Source organism: Bradyrhizobium sp. USDA 4449, from assembly GCF_054056275.1.
This window is the reverse complement of the sequence record NZ_JBSRYD010000001.1, coordinates 1,202,501-1,224,624: the sequence shown is the minus strand read 5'-3', so window position 1 is coordinate 1,224,624 and position 22,124 is coordinate 1,202,501. Positions and strand designations below refer to the sequence as shown.

At 64.1% G+C, this 22,124-nt stretch carries 17 protein-coding genes, 1 rRNA gene, 1 pseudogene and 1 riboswitch (1 of these 20 cut by a window edge); of the genes and pseudogenes, 10 read left to right on the top strand and 9 right to left on the bottom strand.

Features of this window, described 5'->3' with window-relative positions; genetic code table 11:
• The first annotated feature begins 155 nt into the window (after positions 1-155).
• From ftsE to ACVIIW_RS05790, 4 genes are all read left to right on the top strand, one after another.
• Positions 156-815: a cell division ATP-binding protein FtsE gene (ftsE, locus tag ACVIIW_RS05805; RefSeq protein WP_057746699.1), complete on the top strand. Its 660-nt coding sequence runs from the start codon at positions 156-158 to the stop codon at positions 813-815.
• On the top strand, positions 808-1,776 hold the full coding sequence (locus ACVIIW_RS05800) for a cell division protein FtsX (RefSeq protein WP_456699863.1): 969 nt from the start codon (positions 808-810) through the stop codon (positions 1,774-1,776). The genes ftsE and ACVIIW_RS05800 overlap by 8 nt, the downstream gene beginning before the upstream one ends.
• A gap of 72 nt (positions 1,777-1,848) precedes the next feature.
• The gene (locus ACVIIW_RS05795; RefSeq protein ID WP_456699862.1) at positions 1,849-2,553 is read left to right on the top strand and encodes a YdcF family protein; all 705 of its coding nucleotides are present in this window, start codon (positions 1,849-1,851) and stop codon (positions 2,551-2,553) included.
• Positions 2,554-2,564: 11 nt separating this feature from the next.
• On the top strand, positions 2,565-3,338 hold the full coding sequence (locus tag ACVIIW_RS05790; RefSeq protein WP_456699861.1) for a lysophospholipid acyltransferase family protein: 774 nt from the start codon (positions 2,565-2,567) through the stop codon (positions 3,336-3,338).
• Here the strand turns inward: ACVIIW_RS05790 and ACVIIW_RS05785 are convergent.
• Positions 3,335-3,946, bottom strand: a complete 612-nt coding sequence (locus tag ACVIIW_RS05785; RefSeq protein ID WP_456699860.1) for a gamma-glutamylcyclotransferase — start codon at positions 3,944-3,946, stop codon at positions 3,335-3,337. The two genes, ACVIIW_RS05790 and ACVIIW_RS05785, sit on opposite strands and share 4 nt — an antisense overlap.
• Before the next feature lie 111 nt (positions 3,947-4,057).
• Here ACVIIW_RS05785 and ACVIIW_RS05780 point away from each other — a divergent pair, with 111 nt between their 5' ends.
• Positions 4,058-5,242 carry a DUF2125 domain-containing protein gene (locus tag ACVIIW_RS05780; protein WP_456699859.1) on the top strand — a complete coding sequence of 395 codons (1,185 nt, stop codon included), beginning with the start codon at positions 4,058-4,060 and terminating at the stop codon, positions 5,240-5,242.
• A 78-nt stretch (positions 5,243-5,320) separates the two neighbouring features.
• Here ACVIIW_RS05780 and ACVIIW_RS05775 read toward each other — a convergent pair whose 3' ends face one another.
• From ACVIIW_RS05775 to ACVIIW_RS05765, 3 genes are read right to left on the bottom strand one after another with little or no spacing between them, the layout of a single operon-like run.
• Positions 5,321-6,262, bottom strand: coding sequence for a prephenate/arogenate dehydrogenase family protein (locus ACVIIW_RS05775; RefSeq protein ID WP_456699858.1), 942 nt, complete (start codon positions 6,260-6,262; stop codon positions 5,321-5,323).
• The gene (hisC, locus tag ACVIIW_RS05770) at positions 6,259-7,353 is read right to left on the bottom strand and encodes a histidinol-phosphate transaminase (RefSeq protein ID WP_456699857.1); all 1,095 of its coding nucleotides are present in this window, start codon (positions 7,351-7,353) and stop codon (positions 6,259-6,261) included. The genes ACVIIW_RS05775 and hisC overlap by 4 nt, the downstream gene beginning before the upstream one ends.
• A gap of 37 nt (positions 7,354-7,390) precedes the next feature.
• Complete coding sequence (locus ACVIIW_RS05765; RefSeq protein ID WP_456699856.1) at positions 7,391-8,239, bottom strand: chorismate mutase; 849 nt, start codon at positions 8,237-8,239, stop codon at positions 7,391-7,393.
• 160 nt (positions 8,240-8,399) lie between these two features.
• Positions 8,400-8,479, top strand: a riboswitch (SAM riboswitch).
• Positions 8,480-8,572: 93 nt separating this feature from the next.
• Here ACVIIW_RS05765 and metX point away from each other — a divergent pair.
• Entirely contained in the window at positions 8,573-9,775 is a 1,203-nt protein-coding gene (gene metX, locus ACVIIW_RS05760; protein ID WP_456699855.1) for a homoserine O-acetyltransferase MetX, read from the top strand.
• Positions 9,776-9,790: 15 nt separating this feature from the next.
• Entirely contained in the window at positions 9,791-10,453 is a 663-nt protein-coding gene (metW, locus tag ACVIIW_RS05755) for a methionine biosynthesis protein MetW (RefSeq protein ID WP_456699854.1), read from the top strand.
• Between the two features lie 125 nt (positions 10,454-10,578).
• On the opposite strand, the pseudogene ACVIIW_RS05750 reads toward metW, so the two are convergent.
• Positions 10,579-10,940: pseudogene (locus tag ACVIIW_RS05750) on the bottom strand (alpha/beta fold hydrolase); the annotation flags it as partial.
• A gap of 218 nt (positions 10,941-11,158) precedes the next feature.
• Here ACVIIW_RS05750 and ACVIIW_RS05745 point away from each other — a divergent pair.
• The gene (locus ACVIIW_RS05745) at positions 11,159-11,803 is read left to right on the top strand and encodes a TIGR02594 family protein (protein ID WP_456699853.1); all 645 of its coding nucleotides are present in this window, start codon (positions 11,159-11,161) and stop codon (positions 11,801-11,803) included.
• A 75-nt stretch (positions 11,804-11,878) separates the two neighbouring features.
• Here the strand turns inward: ACVIIW_RS05745 and ACVIIW_RS05740 are convergent, their stop codons facing one another.
• A complete protein-coding gene (locus ACVIIW_RS05740; RefSeq protein WP_456699852.1) occupies positions 11,879-12,667 on the bottom strand; it encodes an MOSC domain-containing protein in 789 nt (262 codons plus the stop codon).
• 241 nt (positions 12,668-12,908) lie between these two features.
• Between ACVIIW_RS05740 and clpB the strand changes: the two genes are divergently transcribed.
• The gene (clpB, locus tag ACVIIW_RS05735) at positions 12,909-15,548 is read left to right on the top strand and encodes an ATP-dependent chaperone ClpB (RefSeq protein WP_456699851.1); all 2,640 of its coding nucleotides are present in this window, start codon (positions 12,909-12,911) and stop codon (positions 15,546-15,548) included.
• 78 nt (positions 15,549-15,626) lie between these two features.
• Here clpB and ACVIIW_RS05730 read toward each other — a convergent pair whose 3' ends face one another.
• The 3 genes from ACVIIW_RS05730 to ACVIIW_RS05720 form a co-directional block, all read right to left on the bottom strand.
• Positions 15,627-15,893, bottom strand: coding sequence for a hypothetical protein (locus ACVIIW_RS05730; protein WP_456699850.1), 267 nt, complete (start codon positions 15,891-15,893; stop codon positions 15,627-15,629).
• Positions 15,894-15,984: 91 nt separating this feature from the next.
• On the bottom strand, positions 15,985-17,604 hold the full coding sequence (locus ACVIIW_RS05725; protein WP_456699849.1) for a hypothetical protein: 1,620 nt from the start codon (positions 17,602-17,604) through the stop codon (positions 15,985-15,987).
• Positions 17,605-17,745: 141 nt separating this feature from the next.
• Positions 17,746-19,809 (bottom strand): M23 family metallopeptidase, encoded by a 2,064-nt coding sequence (locus tag ACVIIW_RS05720; protein ID WP_456699848.1) that lies wholly within the window; start codon positions 19,807-19,809, stop codon positions 17,746-17,748.
• 1,000 nt (positions 19,810-20,809) lie between these two features.
• On the opposite strand from ACVIIW_RS05720, the gene ACVIIW_RS05715 reads away from it, so the two are divergent.
• A 16S ribosomal RNA gene (locus tag ACVIIW_RS05715) occupies positions 20,810-22,124 on the top strand; it runs 172 nt beyond the window's last position.

Sequence of the window (22,124 nt, the reverse complement as noted above, 5' to 3'; positions counted from 1 at the left end):
TTCTCCCGAGAAGGGACTTCTAAGGATGCAGCCGGTGATGCTACACGGCGACCGTTAACGAACCGGAAACCATAACGGTCGCACAACCCCTTGCTCGCATGCGGCGATACCTCGCCCGCGATGCGGCTTACGTCCCCTCTCGAACGGAGCTGAGCTTGGTTCGGTTCGAAAATGTCGGATTACGCTACGGTCTGGGGCCGGAGATCCTGCGCGACCTCAGTTTCCAGATTCCGGCGCATTCCTTCCAGTTCCTCACCGGACCGTCCGGCGCCGGCAAGACGTCGTTGCTGCGCCTGTTGTTCCTGTCGCACCGGCCGACGCGGGGCCTCGTCAACCTGTTCGGTCACGACATCTCCACCCTTGGCAAGGACGAGATCGCCGATTTGCGCAAGCGCATCGGCATCGTGCTCCAAGATTTCCGCCTGCTCGACCACATGACGACCTACGAGAATGTGGCACTGCCGTTCCGCGTCATGGGCCGCAGCGAATCCAGCTACCGCAAGGAAGTCATCGATCTCCTGCGCTGGGTCGGGCTCGGGGACCGCATGGATGCGCTGCCGCCGATCCTGTCGGGGGGCGAGAAGCAGCGCGCGGCGATCGCGCGCGCGGTGATCTCGCGGCCGCAGCTGCTGCTCGCGGACGAGCCGACCGGCAGCGTCGACCCGACGCTCGGGCGACGCTTGCTGCGGCTCTTCATCGAGCTCAACAAGTCGGGCACGGCCGTGATCATCGCAACCCACGACATTGCGTTGATGGACCAGTACGAAGCGCGCCGCTTCGTGCTGCATCAGGGACGGCTGCACGTCTATGAGTAGGACCGACGAGCGCGGCGTATTGGTCGATCTCGGGCAGGAGCGTCCGCAGCTTCCGGCCAGGGCCCGCAACATGTCGCCGATCGTGCCGCGCGCCTCGATCCACGGCCGCGCGCTGGTTGCCGTCGTCGCCATCATGACCTTCCTCGCCTCGATGACGACGGGCGCGGTGCTGCTGGTCAGCGCGTCGGCAGCGGAATGGCAGTCGGATGTCGCGAGCGAGATCACCATCCAGGTCCGTCCGCAATCCGGGCGCGACATCGAGCGCGACACGGCTGCGGTCAGCGAGGTGGTACGCGCGCAGCCCGGTATCGTCGACGTCAAGCCGTTCACCAAAGAGGAGAGCGGCAAGCTGCTCGAGCCCTGGCTCGGCACCGGGCTGTCGATGGACGATCTGCCGGTGCCGCGCATGATCATCGCGCGCGTGCAGCCCGGAACGGTGCTCGATCTCGGCGGCTTGCGCGCGCGCGTGACGCAGGTCGCGCCGAACGCCAGCGTCGACGATCACCGCGCCTGGATCGAGCGGATGCGTTCGATGACCAATGCCACCGTGCTCGCCGGAATCGGCATCCTCGCGCTCGTCATCGTCGCGACCATCATCTCGGTCTCGTTCGCGACCCGCGGCGCGATGGCGGCCAACCGGCCGATCGTCGAGGTCCTGCATTTCGTCGGCGCGGGCGACCGCTACATCGCCAATCACTTCCTGCGGCACTTCCTCCGTCTCGGTCTCGAAGGGGGCGTGATCGGGGGCGGCGTCGCCATGTTGCTGTTCGGCTTCTCGGAGTCGATCGCCGGCTGGTTCTCCGGCACCCCGGTCGGCGACCAGTTCGCAGCCCTGCTCGGCACCTTCTCGCTGCGGCCATCAGGCTATGTCGTGCTCGCAGTGCAGGCCGTCCTGATCGGTGCGATCACCGCGGTCGCCTCGCGCCAGACGCTGTTCGCAACATTGAATGACGTTGATTGAGCCCGATAAACCGGACTCCACTTCGCCTCAAAACGTCCTAAAATCATTCGGGAAGGGACTACCGACATCATAATGACCTCGCCGACCGACGATCGATCGCCGAAACTGCCGCGCGGCTGGCTGCGCGCGACGGTCGTATCGACGATCGCGTTCGCCTTTGTCGCCGCTGCGGCGGGATTCGTCGCGTTCCTGTCGCAACTGCGCGGCGCCGAGATCGCCCCTGATCGCAAGGCCGACGGAATTGTGGTGCTGACCGGCGGCTCTTCGCGGGTGCCGGACGCGATGGAGCTGCTGGCGGCCGGCTACGGCAAGAGGCTCCTGATCTCGGGCGTGCACCCGACCTCAACCGCCAATGACATCTCCCGGACGCTGCCGGAGAACCAATCCTTCATGGCCTGCTGCGTCGATCTCGACCGCACCGCGCTCACGACCCGCGGCAACGCGGCAGAGGCGCGGCGCTGGGCCGAGGGACGAGGCTTCAAATCGTTGATCGTGGTCACCTCGAACTACCACATGCCGCGCGCGCTGGTGGAATTCTCGCATGCGATGCCGGAAACGGTGCTGGTCCCGTTCGCGGTGGTGGGTGACAAATGGCGCGAGGAGCCGTGGTGGACCTCGGGCTCGACGCTGCGGCTCTTGCTGTTGGAATACGTCAAGTACATCGCCGCCGAGCTCAGGGTTCGGCTGGAGGATTTCGGGATTGACCTTTCGCCCGAGATGTCGGAGCAGCCTGCGGGTCTGCAATCCAGGCGGCCTGCAACGGCGCAGGCCAATTGATCGGATTTTCGATGTTCCTGATTTTCCTCCGTTCGCTCCTGTTCAACGTGCTGTTCTACGCGGTGCTGGTATGCCTCGCGATCGTGGCGCTGCCAACCTTCGCCTTGCCGCCGCGTGCCATGCTGACGGTGGCCGAGTGGTGGGCAAAGGCCACACTGGTGCTGATGCGCGTGGTCTGCAACATCAAGGTCGAATTCCGCGGGGTCGAGAAGATTCCGCAGGGACCGCTGGTGATCGTGGCGAAGCACCAGTCGTTCTGGGAAACCTTCGTGCTGCCGGGCTTCTTTCACCGGCCGATCTTCATCCTCAAGCGCCAGCTCATGCAGATTCCGGTGTTCGGTCAGTTCCTGGTCAAGACCGGGATGATCGCGATCGATCGCAATGCCGGCGTGAAGGCTCTGCTGGACATGACGCGGCGCGCGCGCGAGGCCGTGCGCGCAGGCGGTCAGCTCGTCATCTTTCCCGAAGGCACCCGTCGCGCGCCGGGGGCGCCGCCGGATTACAAAACCGGCTTTGCGCAGATCTATTCGTCCTGTGGCGTGTCGTGTCTGCCGATCGCGCTCAATTCCGGCCTGTTCTGGCCGCGCCGAACCTTCATGCGCTATCCCGGCACGTTGGTGGTGGAGTTTCTCGATCCGCTGCCGCCGAGCCTGCCCAAGGACCAATTTCTCACGCGCGTGCAGACCGCGATCGAAGATGCGACCGCTCGCCTCGTCGAGGCCGGCCGCAAGGAGCAGGAGCAGTTGATCGGCAGCGCGCCGAGTTATGCTCCGTCGGGCAGCTAGCGACTGTCTCTGTTTTCGTCGGGCGCCGGCGCGTGCGAAGTATGCGCGTCACCATGCAGCATCATCGCGAGCTGATGCAATTGCGTGTCGCGAAAGCCCTCGGCCTCGATCGCCTTCACGGTCGCGGTCACGTAATCGCGGTTGGCGCCGGACTGGCCGTGGCCTTGCAGCACATGGCGATGCTGGTCGGCGAGCGACAGCCGCCCGGCATATTGGACATGGCCGCGGTCGACGACGTAGGCGAGCGCCGAGACGCGCTCGCGCGCTTCATTCTCCAGCCACACCGAGCGCATCACCTCGCGATAGACCGACGTCACCTGCTCGCGCGCGCGCAAGTAAGCGACGACGTCGGCGCGGTTCTTTTCAGCGACGCGGAAAGCGATGCCGCGGCAGGCGCCGCCGCGGTCGAGCCCCAGCACCAGGCCGGGCTGTTCCGGTGTGCCGCGATGCACGAAGGAATAGACGCAGAGCGCACGATGCTCGCCGACCAGCCGCGCCGGGACGCGCTCCTCGAATTCGAAGCCCGGCCGCCACATCAGGGAGCCGTAGCCGAACACCCAGAGGTCGCCCTTGGCTGATGTGACGGAGGGGGGGGTGATTTCCGACATTTCGGGCACCGCTACCAGAAGTGGTTGCCCAAGCGAAGCGAATTCTCCGCCTTTTGTCCCGGGCCTGCCTCGCTTACATTTTGACAAAATCTGGGACCAAAGGGTCGCCGCATGTCCGATATGACCATTGCCGTACGCCGGCGCTCCCGTTGGGGGCTTTTCATTGCTCCCGTCCTCCTCCTGATCCTTGCAGCCGCCTGGAGCGGCTTCTGGTTCTATGCGGCCTCGCAGGCCGGGGTGGCGGTCGATGCCTGGCGCGCGCAGGAGGCCAAGGCCGGGCGCATCTATGATTGCGCCAGGCGCTCGATCGCGGGATTCCCGTTCCGCTTCGAGATTCAGTGCTCCGGCGCCAGCGTCGCCTTGGTCTCGCAGAATGCGAGCAAGACCCCCTTCACGGCCAAGCTCGACAACATTCTGGTCGTGGGACAGGTCTACGATCCCAAGCACGTCATCGCCGAGTTCTCGGCGCCCGCAACGCTGGTCGACGGCGTCACGCAAAACACCTTCGTGGTGAACTGGAGCAAGGGCCGCAGCAGCGTGATCGGCCTGCCGGCCATCCCGGAGCGCGCCTCGATCGTGTTCGACGATCCCAGCATCGTCAGGGTCGACGGCGCCGTGCAGGTACCCCTTGCGCGCGCCAAGGAAATCGAGCTGCATGGACGTCTCGCGGACGGATCGTCGGCAGATCATCCTGTCATCGAGACCGTGCTCCAGATTTCGCAGGGCAGTATTCAGGGCGTCCATCCGTTGCTCGCCGAGCCGTTCGAGGCCGACACGCGCGCGAAGATCACCGGGCTTTCCGATCTCACACCGAAGCCCTGGCCGCAGCGCTTCCGGGAGATCCAGGCCGCCGGCGGCCATATCGAGATCGTGCAGTCGCGGATCCAGCAGGGCGAGATGATCGCGGTCGCAGCCGGCACGCTGGGCCTCTCGGCCAATGGCCGATTGGACGGCGAATTGCAGATGACCGTGACCGGCCTCGAGCGCATCATCCCGGCGCTCGGCATCGAGAAGATGCTGGAAGACGGCGTGCCGCAGGCGACGCTCGATCGCGTCGCGCCCGGCGTCAAGTCGCAGGATCTCAACAATCTCTTCGGCGCACTCGACCGCGCCGTTCCCGGCCTCGGCAAGGTCATCAAGCAGAACGCCAATGCCGGTGTTGCCGCCGGCATCAATTCGATTGGCACCGAGAGCACGCTCGAGGGCAAGAAGGCCCGTACCTTTCCGCTCAAATTCGCCGATGGCGCCGTGATGCTCGGCCCCATCAAGGTCGGCCAGATTCCCCCGCTGTATTGATCCGCGCTCACGGCGCCTTCGCGCCATGATGATGAAGCGCCGGCCGGACGCCGTCGCATCGCAGGGATCAAGGATTGGTTAGCCCGGCTTCTTGTCGAGCTGCCCGTGCTGGCGGCCGAAGTCGGCTGCGGCCGAATCCTGGCCGATCTCGACGATTCCGCGACGGATGGCGCGGGTGCGGGTGAAATGGTCGAACAGCGCCTCGCCGTCGCCACGGCGGATCGCGCGGGTGAGCTTGGCGAGATCCTCGGTGAAGGTGCCGAGCATCTCCAGCACGGCGTCCTTGTTGGCGAGGAAGACGTCGCGCCACATCGTCGGATCGGAGGCTGCGATGCGGGTGAAGTCGCGGAAGCCGCCGGCGGAGAACTTGATCACTTCCGATTCCGTCACCTGCGCCAGCTCGTCGGCGGTGCCGACGATGGTGTAGGCGATCAGATGCGGCAGATGGCTGGTGATTGCGAGCACGAGATCATGGTGATCCGGCGTCATCACCTCGACTCTGGCGCCCATAGCCGCCCAGAAAGCGCGCAGGTGCGCGGTGGCCTCGGCGTCGGTGCCTTCAGGCGGCGTGAGGATGCACCAGCGGTTGATGAAGAGCTCGGCGAAGCCGGAATCCGGCCCCGAATGCTCGGTGCCTGCGACCGGATGTGCCGGCACGAAATGAACGGTCTCCGGCAAATGCGGCGCCATGTCCCTGACGATGGCGCCCTTGACCGAGCCGACATCCGAGATCACTGCGCCGGGCTTGAGATGCGCCGCAATCTCCTGCGCCACCGGCCCGCAGGCGCCGACGGGGATGCAGAGGATGACGAGATCGGCGTCCTTCACCGCTTCCGCATTTGTCGCCACGACCCGGTCGACGATGCCGAGCTCCAGCACCCGCGCACGCGTCTTCTCCGAGCGCGCGGTGGTGACGATCTCGCCGGCCAGACCCTGGCGCTTCGCAGCGCGTGCGATTGAGCCGCCGATCAGGCCGAAGCCGATCAGCGCGATGCGCTGGAAGTGCGGATCCACACTCATTTGCCGGCCATGAAGTCGCGCAAGGCGTCGACGACGAGGCGGTTGGCCTCCTCGGTGCCGATGGTCATGCGCAGCGCATGCTGCAGGCCGTAGTTCTTCAACGCCCGCAGCACCAGGCCGCGCTTGGTGAGGAAGGCGTCGGCGGCGTCCGCCGTCTTGCCCTCCTGCGGAAAGTGGATCAGCACGAAATTGGCGACGCCCGGCGTCACCTTCAGCCCGAGCTTGCCGATCTCCTCGGTGAGCCAGTTGCGCCAGGTCTCGGTGAACTGCTTCGACATCGCCTGGTGGGCGGTGTCCTCGATCGCCGCGACCGCGGCATACATCGCCGGCGTGGACACGTTGAAGGGTCCGCGGATGCGGTTGACCGCGTCGACGACGTGTTCGGGGCCGAACATCCAGCCGACGCGCAGTGCCGCAAGACCGTGGATCTTTGAGAAGGTGTGCGTCACCACGGTATTCTCCGTGGTGGCGACGAGCTCGATTCCCATCTCGTAATCGTTGCGCGAGACATAGTCGGCATAGGCGGCATCGAGCACCAGCAGCACGTGCGAGGGCAGGCCGGCGCGCAGGCGCTTGACCTCGTCGAACGGCACATAGGTGCCGGTCGGGTTGTTGGGATTGGCGAGCCAGACCAGCTTCGTGCGCGGCGTCACTGCGTTGAGAATGGCGTCGACGTCGCAGGTCAGGTTCTTCTCGGCCGCGACCACGTTCTTGGCGCCGACCGCCATGGTTGCGATCGGGTAGACCAGAAAGCCGTGCGTGGTCGAGATCGCCTCGTCGCCGTGGCTGAGATAGGTGTGGGCGAGCAGGTTGAGGATTTCGTCCGAGCCGGCGCCGCAGATGATGCGGTTCGGGTCGAGCCCGAACGAGCGGCCGATCGCCTCGCGCAGCACGCGCGAGGTTCCCTCGGGGTAGTCTTCCAGATGCTCCGCGACATGCTTGAAGGCCTCGATCGCCCTGGGCGAGGGTCCGAACGGCGTCTCGTTGGCCGAGAGCTTGAACACCTTGCGGCCCGGCTCGGCGACCGGGCTCTTGCCGGGCGTGTAGGGCGCAATATCGAGAATGCCGGGATTCGGCACGGGGCGGGACATCTTCAACTCCGAAAATGGTCTTGAGGCGGTTCGCGATCTACGATTTCGACCCGGTCGGGGGCACCGTATAGCGCGTTGCGTGGCTGCCGACGAGGGCCGTGGAGCGCACGGAGGCCCCCGCTGCGATCAGGGCCGCCCTGATCTTGTCGATGCTGGCGGCGCCCGCGACTGAGACCAGCAGCGCCGCGCCGTCGAAGGCGGTATCGGGCACCGCCACGATCTCGGCGAGCGGCGACAGCGCCCGCGCGACCTCGGCGTTCCACCCCGAGACACGCACGCTGAACGTTTCGACCTCCGTCACCACGGCACTGTCGGCAACGCGGGACACCGCGAACACGGGCAGCGCGGCCGGATGGTCGGCGCGCTCGACGAAGGGCATGCGCGCGATGATCTTCGGCGCGCCGTCGGCTTCGAGCTCCAGCCACCACGGCGTGCGGCTCGAGGTCGCCGAGACCAGCGCCAGATCACCCTTGGATTTCGCCACCGCCTCCACCGCTGCCTGTGCACTGAAATGTGCGACGTAAGGAACGGTGAAGCCGAAATGGAAGCGCACGGAATCGCGCATCGCGGGCTCGCTCACCGAGATGTCGGCATGCACGGAGAACGGCGCCTGGACATAGGTGAAGGTCGAGATGATGACGCGCCAGATGCTTTCGACCGTGTCGAGCGGCAGGATGCCGCGATGGCGCTGCACGATCTCGCGCATCATCGAGGCCTCGCGCGCCGGGCGGAACGCGGAGCCGACCTCCTGGGTCTGCTTCACCTGGATCAGCCGGTCGATGATGTCGCCGCGCTGCATCAGCAGGCGGTGCATGCCCTCGTCGATCGCGTCGATCTCCTTGCGCAATTCCTGGAGCGATGGTGGCGCGGGCGGGCGTTGGGACATGTCTGACAGGACTGTTGGGAAGCTGCGGGCAATGTCCTGATTAGGCAGTCAGGGCGGCGAAAGCAAAGAGAAATGACGTCCTGCAGAGCTGCCCAGTGAGAGACGATTTTGGTTCATCCGGAGCGCGACTTGACGAAATGGGCCCAAGCCGGTAGGTTTTTGCCTGTTCCGTGGTCATTTGAGCCGGCCGGCTTGCAGCCACGTTAAAAAACTCGCTAAACAGGCCGGGGACGCTTTCGATCCCGGCCGAACCTATCGTTCAGGCCGGGTTTTTCATGGCCTGATGTCAGTCGCGATCTGAAGTCCGATCGCAAACGAGGTCGATGGTCAGAGATGGTTGGCGTCAAGTCCGTACCCAGTCCCGCGATCAGTGCCGACGACCGGTCGCATGAGGTCGATCATCCGAGTTCGGAAGTCGCGCTGTTCGGCGCGGACCAGCCGCTGCGGCTGGATTGCGGCGTCGATCTCACCCCGTTCCAGATCGCCTACAAGACCTATGGCGAGCTCAACGCCGATCGCTCCAACGCGGTTCTGATCTGCCATGCGCTGACTGGCGACCAGCACGTCGCCAATGTGCATCCCGTCACCGGCAAATCCGGCTGGTGGGAGACGCTGGTCGGTCCCGGTCGGCCCCTCGATCCTGCCAGGTACTTCATCATCTGCTCCAACGTGATCGGCGGCTGCATGGGCTCTACGGGTCCAGCCTCGATCAATCCCGCGACCGGCAAGGTCTGGGGCCTCGATTTCCCCGTCATCACCATCCCGGACATGGTGCGCGCGCAGGCGATGCTGATCGACCGGCTCGGCATCGATACGCTGTTTGCCGTGGTCGGCGGCTCGATGGGCGGCATGCAGGTGCTGCAATGGACCGCGGCGTACCCTGCGCGCGTCTACTCCGCGCTGGCGATTGCCTGCTCGACGCGGCACTCCGCGCAGAACATCGCCTTCCACGAGCTCGGCCGCCAGGCCGTGATGGCCGATCCCGACTGGCACAACGGCGCCTACGCCGATCAGGGCATCCATCCGCATCGCGGCCTTGCGGTCGCGCGCATGGCGGCGCACATCACCTATCTCTCGGACGCCGCGCTGCATCGCAAGTTCGGCCGCCGCATGCAGGACCGCGAGCTGCCGACCTTCTCGTTCGACGCCGACTTCCAGGTCGAGTCCTATCTGCGCTACCAGGGCTCGTCCTTTGTCGAACGCTTCGACGCCAACTCCTATCTGTATCTGACCCGCGCGATGGACTATTTCGATATCGCCGGCGACCATGGCGGCGTGCTGGCGAAAGCGTTCGCCGGGATCGAGACGCGCTTCTGCGTGGTCTCCTTCACCAGCGACTGGCTGTTCCCGACGTCGGAATCGCGCGCGCTGGTGCACGCGCTGAACGCCTCGAGCGCGCGGGTGTCATTCGCCGAGATCGAGACCGACCGCGGCCACGACGCGTTCCTGCTCGACGTGCCCGAATTCTTCGACATCTCGCGTGCCTTCCTGCAATCGGCGGGCAAGGCGCGCGGGTTGACCGGCAAGAACGACTGACGAGGACGGCTGGCGATGTCTGTACAGGAACTGCTGCCGCTCAATGGCCTCGCGTCCGAACAGCCCGGTCCATTTCGCGCCGACCATCTGCTGGTCGCCGAAATGGTCAAGCCCGGCTCGAAAGTGCTCGACGTTGGCTGCGGTGACGGCGATCTGCTGCAGCTCTTGGAGACCCGCGGCATCGACGGCCGCGGCATCGAACTGTCGCGCGAGGGCGTCAACCGCTGCGTGGCCAAGGGCCTCGCGGTGGTGCAGGGCGATGCCGATACCGACCTCGTCAACTATCCCGACGATGCCTTCGACTACGTGATCCTGTCGCAGACGCTGCAGGCGACGCGGCAGCCCAAGGTCGTGCTGGAGAACCTCCTGCGCATCGGCCGCCGCGCCATCGTGTCGTTCCCCAATTTCGGCTTCTGGCGCATGCGCCTGCAGCTCTTGATCGGCGGCCACATGCCGCGCACGGAGAACCTGCCGGCGAGCTGGTACGACACCTCCAACATCCATTTCTGCACGATCAAGGATTTCGTCGAACTCTGCGACGAGATCCACGTCAAGATGGAGCGCGCGGAGGCGCTCGACCTCTACGGCCGCCCGCTGCGGCTTCGGCTGCCATGGTGGGTGTGGAATCTGTTCGGCGAACAGGGCGTGTTTCTGCTCACGCGCGGGCAGGGGAAGTAAAGATCGCCTTGCCCCAAGGAACTCAGCTCGATCCGTCGTCACTGCGAGGAGCTCTTGGGACGAAGCAATCCAGAGTGTCCGCGGAAGGATTCCGGATGGCTTCGCTGCGCTCGCAACGGACGGAGTCCCGACTTCGGAAACATCGCGAGGCCGGTAGATGCTTTTCGAAACAGTCTCGCGCCCGATGCAAGGGTCATCCTCGTCGCCGCAGATGATCAGCGCGGGGCGTCGCAGCGCCCCTGATCGCATCAGCCATCGCAAAGATCGACGGCCGCGAGCCCTGAAAGCCGCGCGGGCCCTTCACCAGAAAGGGAATCCGGCTCGGCGCCTCGCGCGTGACCTTTGCGACTCCCGCCGAGCCCAGCGTCTCGAATTGATCGGCATTGGCGCGGCACTGCTTGAACTCGTGCAGAAAAAGTATCGGCGTTGCCTGACCCGCTTCCTCGAACGGGAGGCGGACGCCGTCCCTGGTCGTGGCGTGGGGTATTAACTGTTTCCCTCTCTTCAAGCCGCGACTTGAGAATTGCGGTTAATGCAGATGTCGGCAATGAGGCGGCTTCACACCAACATTGCCGCAAAATCATCGCAGCTATTCACGGGCCATGGTGTCTTTTTCTCGCCACATCGGGCGGCTTAACGGCCTCTGTCGATGTCGGCCACCGCACGGGCCGACTTGGGAAGTGGGGGTGTCAACGAGGATGAAGTATGGTTGAGTTGTTTGCGTCTCGCCTGTCGCGTTGTGTTGTCGCGCTGGCGTTCATCTTCGCGGCTTGTGCCGCGTTCGTTTCTCCGGCCTCAGCGCGGCCCCATCATCGTCACAGCGCGGAGCGGCACGCCTACGTGCATCACGCCAGGCATCATCATTATCGCCACCATGCAGGCAGCTCGCGCTTCGAGCGCAGCGCGGCGCAGTTGCAGGGGAGTGGATTCGCCAACACGCAGGCCAGCTATGATCCGAGCGCCAATGGCGGCGGCGCGGTCGCGAGCGGCGGCTTCGGCGGTGGATCGGGGCTCGTGTCCGAGGCGCGCCGTTATCTCGGCGGCAATCCGACTGGGCGCGGCAGTCTGTGGTGCGCGCGTTTCATGAACATGGTGCTTCAGAAGACCGGCCATCAGGGCACCGGGTCCGACATGGCGAGCTCGTTCGCGCATTACGGCACGCGCGTCTCCGGCCCGCAGGTCGGGGCCATCGCGGTGATGTCGCGCGGCCGCCGCGGCGGGCATGTCGGCATCATTACCGGCATCGACGCGCACGGCAATCCGATCATGATCTCCGGCAACAACGGCAATCGCGTCCGCGAGGCCCCGATCTCGCGCGGCCGCATCTATGCGTATGTGATGCCGAATTGAGGTGACGGTGCGTAGGGTGGGTTAGCTAGCGGATTGCGCCTTGCGCATCCGCTTCGCTAACCCACCCTACGAAGCTCACACCAATCTCGGTTGTTCCACGGCGACCGCATCGCCCACGCCGATCTCGCCGTCGGCCATCACCTCGGCATAGATGCCGCAGTCCATGTGGCCGAGATGGCGCGACAACGTCGGCGGTATCTCGAGATCGCGCTTCGCCGTCACCGGATCCACATTCGTGGCCGGGCAGCGGACGATGCGCTTCACCACCTTCAGCCGCGCCTGCCCGATCGCGAGCGTCTGGCCGACGAGGTCGAGCTCGGACCAGGCTGGCCAGCCCGTCACGTAGAGATTGGCGCGGAAGCGCAGGGGATTGACGGCGATGCCATCGAGCATGGTCTCGATGGCGCGGACGCTCTCGATGTTGATGATGGACACGACCTTGCGGGCCACGTCGGAAAAACTGTGGCCACGGCCGGACAGAACTTTTGGCGGCCCCTTCAGCTCCGCATGAAAATTCTCCGCGAAATAGGCCTCGATGGCGGCGCGGCCGTCGGCGGTCTCGAGATCGCCGCTGGCGACGATCTGGCCGTTCTTGCGAAGGGTCAGGCGATTGGTCGCGTCCTCGAACCGGCTGTCCAGGGAGGCCAACCGCTCATTGCGGGCCAGCATCAGAAACTGGATTTTGGGCTGCCATCCCGGGGCTTCCGGGTCAAATCCGCTGGGTCCGTTCTCGATCGCGTAGCGGCGATCGGAGGGCAGGGTCTGGCCTGAGCGCAAGGGCACCCGGGACAGGGGTTCCGGTGTCAGGCCTTTGATCGGGTAGCGGTAAAGGCCGGTGATCTCGGCCGTCTGATTGGCGGTCATGCGGCTACTTAGGGGATTCGCTCTGTCCTCGCCAAGTGGGCCGATCTGCGCACGAAATTGTGAACTTGCCTCTTCCGATCCGAGGGCACGCTTCCCACATCTGGTTCAGGCCGGCGCCAGTGTCGGCCGATAACGACCGCTGCCGGTTGAGCAACGTCAACGCGGCAAGCGGAAACCCAATGAAGATGCCGTTTGGGGTGCCTGTTAGGGCCCCAGGGGCAGGCCGAGGGACAGAAACCACATGAATATCGATAAATATACCGAACGCTCCAGGGGCTTCATCCAGTCCGCGCAGTCGCTTGCGATGCGCGAGGGACATCAGCAGTTTTCCACCCTGCATCTCCTGAAAGTGCTGCTGGACGACAGTGAAGGCTTGGCTTCCGGCCTGATCGACCGCGCCGGCGGTAATTCCCGCGCCATTCTGAAGGCGACCGAGGATGCCCTGGGCAAGGTGCCGAAGGTTTCCGGCGGCGGTGCCGGCCAGATCTATCTGGCACCCGAGCTTGCCCGCACCTTCGATGCCGCCGAAAAAGCCGGCGAGAAGGCGGGCGACAGCTTTGTCACGGTCGAGCGTCTGCTGCTCGGCCTCACGCTGGAGAAGACCAGCGAGGCCGGCGCGATTCTCGCGAAGGGCGGCGTCACCCCGCAAAACCTCAACGCCGCCATCGAGGCGCTGCGCAAGGGCCGCACCGCGGATTCCGCGACCGCCGAGAACGCCTATGACGCGCTGAAGAAATATGCCCGCGACCTGACCCAGGCCGCGCGCGACGGCAAGCTCGACCCGGTCATCGGCCGCGACGAGGAGATCCGCCGGACCATCCAGGTGCTCTCGCGCCGGACCAAGAACAATCCCGTCCTGATCGGCGAGCCCGGCGTTGGCAAGACCGCCATCGCCGAAGGCCTCGCGCTGCGCATCGTCAACGGTGACGTGCCGGAGAGCCTCCAGGACAAGAAGCTGCTATCGCTCGATCTTGGCGCACTGATCGCGGGTGCAAAATACCGCGGTGAGTTCGAGGAGCGGCTGAAGGCCGTGCTCCAGGAAGTGACCGCGAGCGAAGGCACCTTCATCCTGTTCATCGACGAGATGCACACGCTGATCGGCGCCGGCAAGGGCGAGGGCGCGATGGACGCCTCCAACCTGCTCAAGCCCGCGCTCGCCCGCGGCGAGCTGCACTGCATCGGTGCGACCACGCTCGACGAGTACCGCAAGCATGTCGAGAAGGATGCGGCGCTGGCGCGGCGTTTCCAGCCGATCTTCGTCAGCGAGCCTTCGGTCGAGGACACGATCTCGATCCTGCGCGGCCTCAAGGACAAGTATGAGCAGCACCACGGTGTACGGATCACCGATTCCGCGCTCGTGGCCGCGACGACGCTGTCCAACCGTTACATCACAGACCGCTTCCTGCCGGACAAGGCCATCGACCTCGTGGACGAGGCCGCGGCGCGGCTGAAGATGCAGGTCGATTCCAAGCCGGAAGAGCTGGATTCGCTCGATCGGGAGATCATCCGGCTCAAGATCGAGCAGGAAGCGCTGAAGAAGGAAAGCGATCTCGGCTCCAAGTCGCGTCTCGAAACGCTGCAGAAGGAGCTGGCCGAGCTCGAGGAGAAATCCACCGCGCTGACCGCGCGCTGGAGTGCGGAGAAGAGCAAGCTCTCCAACGCCCAGAAGCTGAAGTCGGAGCTCGACGCCTTGCGCGTCGATCTGGCCGATGCGCAGCGGCGCGGCGAGTTTCAGAAGGCGGGCGAGCTGGCCTACGGCCGGATCCCGCAGCTGGAAAAGCAACTGGCTGATATCGAGGCCAAGGAGAACTCCGGCGAGATGATGGAGGAGGCGGTCACCGCCAACCACATCGCGCAGGTGGTCTCGCGCTGGACCGGCGTGCCCGTCGACAAGATGCTGGAAGGCGAGAAGGAGAAGCTCCTCAAGATGGAGGAGCAGCTCGGCAAGCGCGTCGTCGGCCAAGCCGAGGCCGTGCGTGCCGTCGCAACGGCCGTGCGCCGCTCGCGCGCGGGCCTGCAGGATCCGAATCGGCCGACCGGCTCGTTCATGTTCTTGGGTCCCACCGGCGTCGGCAAGACCGAGTTGACGAAAGCGCTCGCCGAGTACCTGTTCAACGACGAGACCGCGATGGTTCGCCTCGACATGTCCGAGTACATGGAGAAGCATTCGGTCTCGCGGCTGATCGGCGCGCCTCCGGGCTATGTCGGTTACGACGAGGGTGGTGCGCTCACCGAAGCGGTGCGGCGCCGGCCTTACCAGGTCGTGCTGTTCGACGAGATCGAGAAAGCCCATCCCGACGTCTTCAACGTGCTGTTGCAGGTGCTCGACGACGGCCGCCTGACCGATGGCCAGGGCCGTACCGTCGATTTCCGCAATACCTTGATCATCATGACCTCGAACCTCGGTTCGGAGTTTCTGGTGAATCAACCCGAGGGCGAAGACACATCCGCCGTGCGTGAGCAGGTGATGGGAATGGTGCGGGGGCATTTCAGGCCGGAATTCCTCAACCGCGTCGACGAGATCATCCTGTTCCATCGCCTGCAGCGCAGCGAGATGGGCCGCATCGTCGAGATCCAGTTCGCGCGGCTGCAGAAGCTGTTGACCGATCGCAAGATCGTGCTGACGCTCGACGCCTCGGGCCGCGACTGGCTCGCGGCCAAGGGCTGGGATCCGGCCTACGGTGCGCGGCCGCTGAAGCGGGTGGTCCAGCGCTACCTCCAGGATCCGCTCGCGGAGATGATCCTGGCCGGCGACGTCAGGGATGGCGACACGGTTGCGATCTCGTCTGAAGGCAATGTGCTGACCTTCAACGGCAAGGCGCCGCAGACCGCTGAGATCGCCCCGTTCGAGGCGCCGGTGCCGAAGCGCAAGCTGAACTGAGCGCCGACGCGCATCGCCAAAGCAATTCGCTCCGGAGAGGTTGCTCTCTCCGGGGCGAATTTTTGTCAGTTGATCGCTTTAGCTGATTGCCGACGCCGAGCCAGGCCCGGCAGGACCTTGCTCGTCATCGTCCTGTTCTAGCTCCGAGAGAATATCCACGAGTTCACGCACGCGGCCCTGTGCCAGTGGCCGCAAATCGTTGATCATGGGTTCGTCGTTGGCGAGCCAGGCTTGGGCCTCAGTGAGTTCCTCGACAGTTGCGCCGGTTTCGATGATCTGGGCTATGGTGACGTCGTCGGCCCGGTCCACGGCCTTGACGACATCGTCGCGTGAGAGGCGCGTCATGGGACGGTCCTCCTGCTGGTGGGGGTTTCCGTCAGCGTCTAACAGGAAAGCCGGGGCACCTGTTCCGCGGCCGGCGTCCCCCCAGGCGAGCCTACTTCTTCACGACCTTGTAAATCGCATTCTCGACGTCCGAGCTGAAATAGATGGTGCCGGAGCTGCCGACCGCAACCCCGGTCGGGATGTGGGTCGGCAGGCCATTGGGCGCTCCGATCAGGCCGATCGGAAGATTGGCCGCAATCTCCGTAACCTGGCCGTTCTCCGGGTCGATTTCGATCAGCCTGGTGGCGCCGACCTCCGCCACGATCAACCGGCCGTCGTTTGCGCGCGCAAGACCTTCGGGCATTTTGAGGTCCTTGGCGAGCACCGTCTTCTCGCCATTCTTGTCGATCCTGGAGACGGTACCGGCAAAGGCTTCGGTGACATAGACCTCGTCGCCCGATCCGGCGACGAGGCCGATCGGGCCTTCAAGCCCGCCGATCAGCGTGGCGCGATCCTTGCCGTGCTCACCGCTGACTTTGACCAGAGATTTGGTGCCGAGTTCGGCCACCAGCAGGCTGCCGTCGGCAAGCACGATGGCGTCGTGCGGCGCCTTAAAGCCGTGCAGCATCTCGCGCGTCGCGCCGGACTTGCCGTCGATGACCTGTACCGTGCCGGTGAACCAGCTCGACAGGACCACGTCGTTGCCTTTCGCCGTCGCGCTCATCGGATATTCGAGGGTGACGCCGTCGGCGTGCATGCGCGCCTTCTCGATGACCTCGCCGGTTGCGCCGTCCACCGTGCGATAGGCAAACACGTCGGCGACGTGGATCGTATCCTTGCTGTTTTCAGAGGTAACGCCGATGCCGCCGGGCAAAGCGAGCTTGCCGACGATGATTTGCTTCGCCTGGCCGGTCGCCGGATCGACCTCCTGGATGCCGTTGTCGGCCATGTTGGAGACGTAGATGCGGTCCCTGTCGTCGATGGCGAGATTGTCCAGCGACGGCTTCAGTTGCGCGACAACGGTCTTGGTGCCGGACTTGGGATCGACGCGAACGAGCTGGCCGAGCGCCGTGTCGACCACCCAGAGATTGCCCTTGGAATCGAAATTCACCGCGGCGGGGACCTTGAATCCGTCGGCGACGACGGTCAGTTCGGCCTTGTCGACGTCGACCTTTGCGACCTGTCCCTTGAACCAGAGCGGACCGTAGAGCTTGTCGTCGGGCCCGAACTCGAAGCCGTTGAGGCCGCCCATCTTGTCCATGATCTGGCGCGGCGGTTTGACTCCGTCGACGTCGATTTCATAGAGCGTGTCGCCGAGGAAGACGGTGGTGGCGTAGAGCCGGCCATCCCTGCGATAGGCGAGCGAATTGATGCCGGGAAGGCCGCTGGCCAGCTTCTTGATCGGGCCGTCGCCCTTGCGCGCATAGAGATCGCCGGTCAGGAAACCGGTCCAGGCCATGGTGCCATCGGGCGCGAAGGCGATGTCGTCGGCCATGCCCACAGGTGCGGGGATTGCAACCTTGGCGGTACCCGCGGCAACGTCGACTTCATAGAGCGCCGCACCTGCGACGCTGCCCGCAAACAGATGGCCGTCCTTATCGATTCCGAGTCCGTGCACGCCGTGGAAGGCCGAGCCCGGGACAAGCTTTGTGACCTCCCAGCCATCGGCAAAAGCGCTCGTGGTTGCAAAAATCGCAGCGGCGAAGGCTGCGCAGGCGAACCTGTGCGTCATGGCGAGACCTCCCCTTTTTGGAAAGTATTTGCTCGTCACACCGCTTTGGCAAACGAAACTTGAAATTGCGGCGCGTCAAAATGACGTCGCACCGCAATCACGTTTCGGGGGATGGCAGGTCGATTTCGACCGCTTGTCCAATCAGCGGTTGCTGACCTGCAACGGCCCGCCGGTCGCATCCGACATGCGGGCGATGGCGCCGGCCCGGCCGCTCATCATGGCGTCGAGGCGGTCGCGCTCCTTCTCGAACCCCGCGAGCATCGGGCCCTCGAGCGAACGGCCGCGCGGCAGCTTCACGCGCATCGGGTCGACGAAGCGGCCGTTGACGAGGATCTCGTAATGAACGTGCGGGCCGGTCGACTGGCCGGTCGAGCCGACGAAGCCGATGACCTGGCCCTGCCGCACCTTCTTGCCGGGCTCCATGCCCTTGGCAAAGGCCGACATGTGGCCATAGGCGGTCTCGTAGCCGTTGTTGTGCTTGATGCGGACGTATTTGCCGTAGCCGCCTTCGAGCTGGGCCTTCTCGATCACGCCGTTGCCGGCAGCGAAGATCGGCGTTCCGTAGGCCGTGGCCCAGTCGACGCCGGTGTGCATCTTCACATAGCCGAGGATCGGATGGCGGCGGCCGCCGAAGCCGGAGCGCATGATGGCGCTGTTGACGGGCTTGCGGACCAGGAACTTCTTCGCGCTCTTGCCGGTCTCGTCATAGTAGTCGACGACGCCGTCGTCCGGGCTCTGGTAGCGATAATATTTCTTGGTTTCACCGCCGACCGTGAGCGAGGCGAACAGCACTTCGCTCTTGTCGACCGCCGTCGAGCCCTCGTCTTCGCCGGCATAGAACACGTCGAACGAATCGCCCGGCTGCACCTTGCGCTGGAAATCGACGTCGTAGGAGTAGATCTTGATCATGTCGTCGATGACGGGCATCGGCACTTTGTTGCGCATCGCGGTCTCGTAGATGCTCTGGTAGAGCCGCACGCCGCTGCCGTCGTCATCTTCATCGTCGTCGCTGTTGGTGTTGGCCGTAGCGTCGGCGACGGTATTCATGCTGGAAACGTCGACCGCGACGTATTTGCCGAGATCGGACAACGCCGCGATCGCTTCGACCACGGTGTCGTTGGCGACCACGACGCGGTAGGGCTGGAGCCGCGCGCCGGGGCTTGCGGGTGCCATCAGGATGCGAAGCTTCTCGCCTTCCTTCAGGCCGCCGTCGCGGCCGCGCGGGCCGAGCGTTGCCGTGATCGCCTTGATCTCCTCCGCGGTGGCGCCGAGATCGCGGAGGACCGAGCCGACGCTGTCGCCCTTCTTGACCAGGTGGACGCGCTCGCCGTTCGGATTGCCGCCGGTGATCTGCTCCTTCGTCTTCGGCAGCAGCGTGACGTTTTCAGGCACCACGCGGGTCTCGAAACCGGCATAGGGATCGGACGGCGACGCTTCGGCGGCGTAGGCCATCTTCATCTCGGATGGTCCGGTCGTGCCTGAGACGTCGGCGGTGGCATTGGCGAGGGATGCGTAGCGCACCCCGCCATTGCCGCGCCAATTGGCGGCATCGCGCACCCGCATCAGGATGTCGTCGAGCGCCACGACCGCGGAAATCTTGGCCTTCGGCAGCACCGGCGACAGGTCCTTGGTGACGAAGGAGACCTCGGCGTCGGGCTCGACGGCTTCGGGGTTGTTCGGATCGTCGGCAGCAGTCTTCGCGTCTGAGCCGACGTCGGTGAGCAGACGTTGCGCGTTGAAAGGCGGGATTTTCGCCGACAGGTCGCTGGTCGTCATCGACAGATTGCCGGCAATCCGAACGAAGGGGCGGACGCGCATCACGTCACGGTTGCCGACGCGAGCCACCGTCGAGACGCGGACGATGTTGCGCGAGGCCGTGGTGTCGCTCGGCGGGGGCAGACGGTCGCTCTTGTGCAGGGTCGCGGTGCGATCGGCCGCGCCGAAGGCGCCACGCAGCGCGCCTTCGACCCGCTCCGGCACCTTGGCGAAAGTCATTTCGCCGTCGAGAGATGCGAATACGGCGCCGCCGATCAGGGCTGCGCCGCAGAGTCCGGTCAGAATTGTGCCGCTGAACCATTGCACCGAGACGCGGCGGCGATCGATGACGGCGGCCTCGGAACCATCGACGGACAGCGGCGGCTCGTGGCCGAGATCGATGATCCCGGTCTCACGCCCGTAAGCGCCGCGTGACGTCCTCTGGTTCAACCCAAGTCCCCCAATCAACGATCCGAACCCTCGCCGCAGACCTTCCCCAGCTCGCCCTCTCCAGGGGATTGCGGAAAAAGCCGTACCGCACAGGTGCTCGCGCTCAGAAGGCCCCAAGTGAGGGCCCGGTCGAAATTACGAACAGCTGGGCAGGTGAAGGTCTCTCGATGTCTTTCGAATGTCCGAAGAAGGCCGCGTCATCGTCAGATCGCCTTCCCTGAACCCCAAGCAAATCGCCGGCAGCCCCCACTGGCATCCCTGCGATTCAAGCTTGTGTCATACCAGAACGCCGCGGGATTGTGGCTCTAGTACGGCGCCTAAGATCGAAAAAGTTTCCTGAATGGCGGGCGCGGGGCCTTGGGCGACGCGGCGCCCGAGGCCTCTTCCGGCCCCCCTCAGGACCCTCCCAGGCCCCCTCAGGAGGCCGCCCGGGCCCAAACTTTTTTTCAGATTTTTTACCGAGACGCTCCGCCTCGCGCGCTCCATGGCTCGCTAATGAACTGTAATCACTAGATTTTTTGCGACAATCCACTGTGCGACGATTTGTTGACGATTGGCGTTGACAGCCCGGAAGGTGCGGCCTATAACCCCAACCACTGAGCGCGGCGCCGCCGGGTCACTGACCAAGGCGAGCGAACGCGCCACTGATGCTCCTCAACTTGTTGAGTGACACAACAGCCGACACAATCGGTTGGAGTCATTCGACGTCAGTAAGGGTGTCGGAACCCTTCCACTCCGGAAGGTTGGGGCCTCCTGGTCCCGGGCTGTTTGACAAGTGAAGATGAAGAAAGAGAAACGTGGACGGCGGAGTCCTTGCGGGTCTCGCTTCTGAAGAGCTTCGGCTTTTCCGATCGAGACCGGACGAAAGACTTCGGCGGTACACGTTTCAAAGGAAACACCATCGTTGCCAGCGATGTGAATCGCAGGCAGCACATCGACTTCGGTCGATAATGGTGGGACCTCGTCAAACGTTGTGATCAGCCGGTTCAAAGTTCAAGTCCAACTTGAGAGTTTGATCCTGGCTCAGAGCGAACGCTGGCGGCAGGCTTAACACATGCAAGTCGAGCGGGCGTAGCAATACGTCAGCGGCAGACGGGTGAGTAACGCGTGGGAACGTACCTTTTGGTTCGGAACAACACAGGGAAACTTGTGCTAATACCGGATAAGCCCTTACGGGGAAAGATTTATCGCCGAAAGATCGGCCCGCGTCTGATTAGCTAGTTGGTAGGGTAATGGCCTACCAAGGCGACGATCAGTAGCTGGTCTGAGAGGATGATCAGCCACATTGGGACTGAGACACGGCCCAAACTCCTACGGGAGGCAGCAGTGGGGAATATTGGACAATGGGGGCAACCCTGATCCAGCCATGCCGCGTGAGTGATGAAGGCCCTAGGGTTGTAAAGCTCTTTTGTGCGGGAAGATAATGACGGTACCGCAAGAATAAGCCCCGGCTAACTTCGTGCCAGCAGCCGCGGTAATACGAAGGGGGCTAGCGTTGCTCGGAATCACTGGGCGTAAAGGGTGCGTAGGCGGGTTTTTAAGTCAGGGGTGAAATCCTGGAGCTCAACTCCAGAACTGCCTTTGATACTGAAGATCTTGAGTCCGGGAGAGGTGAGTGGAACTGCGAGTGTAGAGGTGAAATTCGTAGATATTCGCAAGAACACCAGTGGCGAAGGCGGCTCACTGGCCCGGTACTGACGCTGAGGCACGAAAGCGTGGGGAGCAAACAGGATTAGATACCCTGGTAGTCCACGCCGTAAACGATGAATGCCAGCCGTTAGTGGGTTTACTCACTAGTGGCGCAGCTAACGCTTTAAGCATTCCGCCTGGGGAGTACGGTCGCAAGATTAAAACTCAAAGGAATTGACGGGGGCCCGCACAAGCGGTGGAGCATGTGGTTTAATTCGACGCAACGCGCAGAACCTTACCAGCCCTTGACATGTCCAGGACCGGTCGCAGAGATGTGACTTTCTCTTCGGAGCCTGGAACACAGGTGCTGCATGGCTGTCGTCAGCTCGTGTCGTGAGATGTTGGGTTAAGTCCCGCAACGAGCGCAACCCCCGTCCTTAGTTGCTACCATTTAGTTGAGCACTCTAAGGAGACTGCCGGTGATAAGCCGCGAGGAAGGTGGGGATGACGTCAAGTCCTCATGGCCCTTACGGGCTGGGCTACACACGTGCTACAATGGCGGTGACAATGGGATGCTAAGGGGTGACCCTTCGCAAATCTCAAAAAGCCGTCTCAGTTCGGATTGGGCTCTGCAACTCGAGCCCATGAAGTTGGAATCGCTAGTAATCGTGGATCAGCACGCCACG

Coding starts and splice junctions, on each gene's coding strand:
- ACVIIW_RS05740 (WP_456699852.1), bottom strand. CDS start 12,667: ATGACCGCCAATCAGACGGCCGAGATCACCGGCCTTTACCGCTACCCG.
- ACVIIW_RS05765 (WP_456699856.1), bottom strand. CDS start 8,239: ATGTCCCAACGCCCGCCCGCGCCACCATCGCTCCAGGAATTGCGCAAG.
- ACVIIW_RS05745 (WP_456699853.1), top strand. CDS start 11,159: ATGGTTGAGTTGTTTGCGTCTCGCCTGTCGCGTTGTGTTGTCGCGCTG.
- ACVIIW_RS05790 (WP_456699861.1), top strand. CDS start 2,565: ATGTTCCTGATTTTCCTCCGTTCGCTCCTGTTCAACGTGCTGTTCTAC.
- ACVIIW_RS05795 (WP_456699862.1), top strand. CDS start 1,849: ATGACCTCGCCGACCGACGATCGATCGCCGAAACTGCCGCGCGGCTGG.
- ACVIIW_RS05800 (WP_456699863.1), top strand. CDS start 808: ATGAGTAGGACCGACGAGCGCGGCGTATTGGTCGATCTCGGGCAGGAG.
- hisC (WP_456699857.1), bottom strand. CDS start 7,353: ATGTCCCGCCCCGTGCCGAATCCCGGCATTCTCGATATTGCGCCCTAC.
- ACVIIW_RS05780 (WP_456699859.1), top strand. CDS start 4,058: ATGTCCGATATGACCATTGCCGTACGCCGGCGCTCCCGTTGGGGGCTT.
- metW (WP_456699854.1), top strand. CDS start 9,791: ATGTCTGTACAGGAACTGCTGCCGCTCAATGGCCTCGCGTCCGAACAG.
- metX (WP_456699855.1), top strand. CDS start 8,573: ATGGTTGGCGTCAAGTCCGTACCCAGTCCCGCGATCAGTGCCGACGAC.
- ACVIIW_RS05775 (WP_456699858.1), bottom strand. CDS start 6,262: ATGAGTGTGGATCCGCACTTCCAGCGCATCGCGCTGATCGGCTTCGGC.
- clpB (WP_456699851.1), top strand. CDS start 12,909: ATGAATATCGATAAATATACCGAACGCTCCAGGGGCTTCATCCAGTCC.
- ACVIIW_RS05785 (WP_456699860.1), bottom strand. CDS start 3,946: ATGTCGGAAATCACCCCCCCCTCCGTCACATCAGCCAAGGGCGACCTC.
- ACVIIW_RS05725 (WP_456699849.1), bottom strand. CDS start 17,604: ATGACGCACAGGTTCGCCTGCGCAGCCTTCGCCGCTGCGATTTTTGCA.
- ACVIIW_RS05730 (WP_456699850.1), bottom strand. CDS start 15,893: ATGACGCGCCTCTCACGCGACGATGTCGTCAAGGCCGTGGACCGGGCC.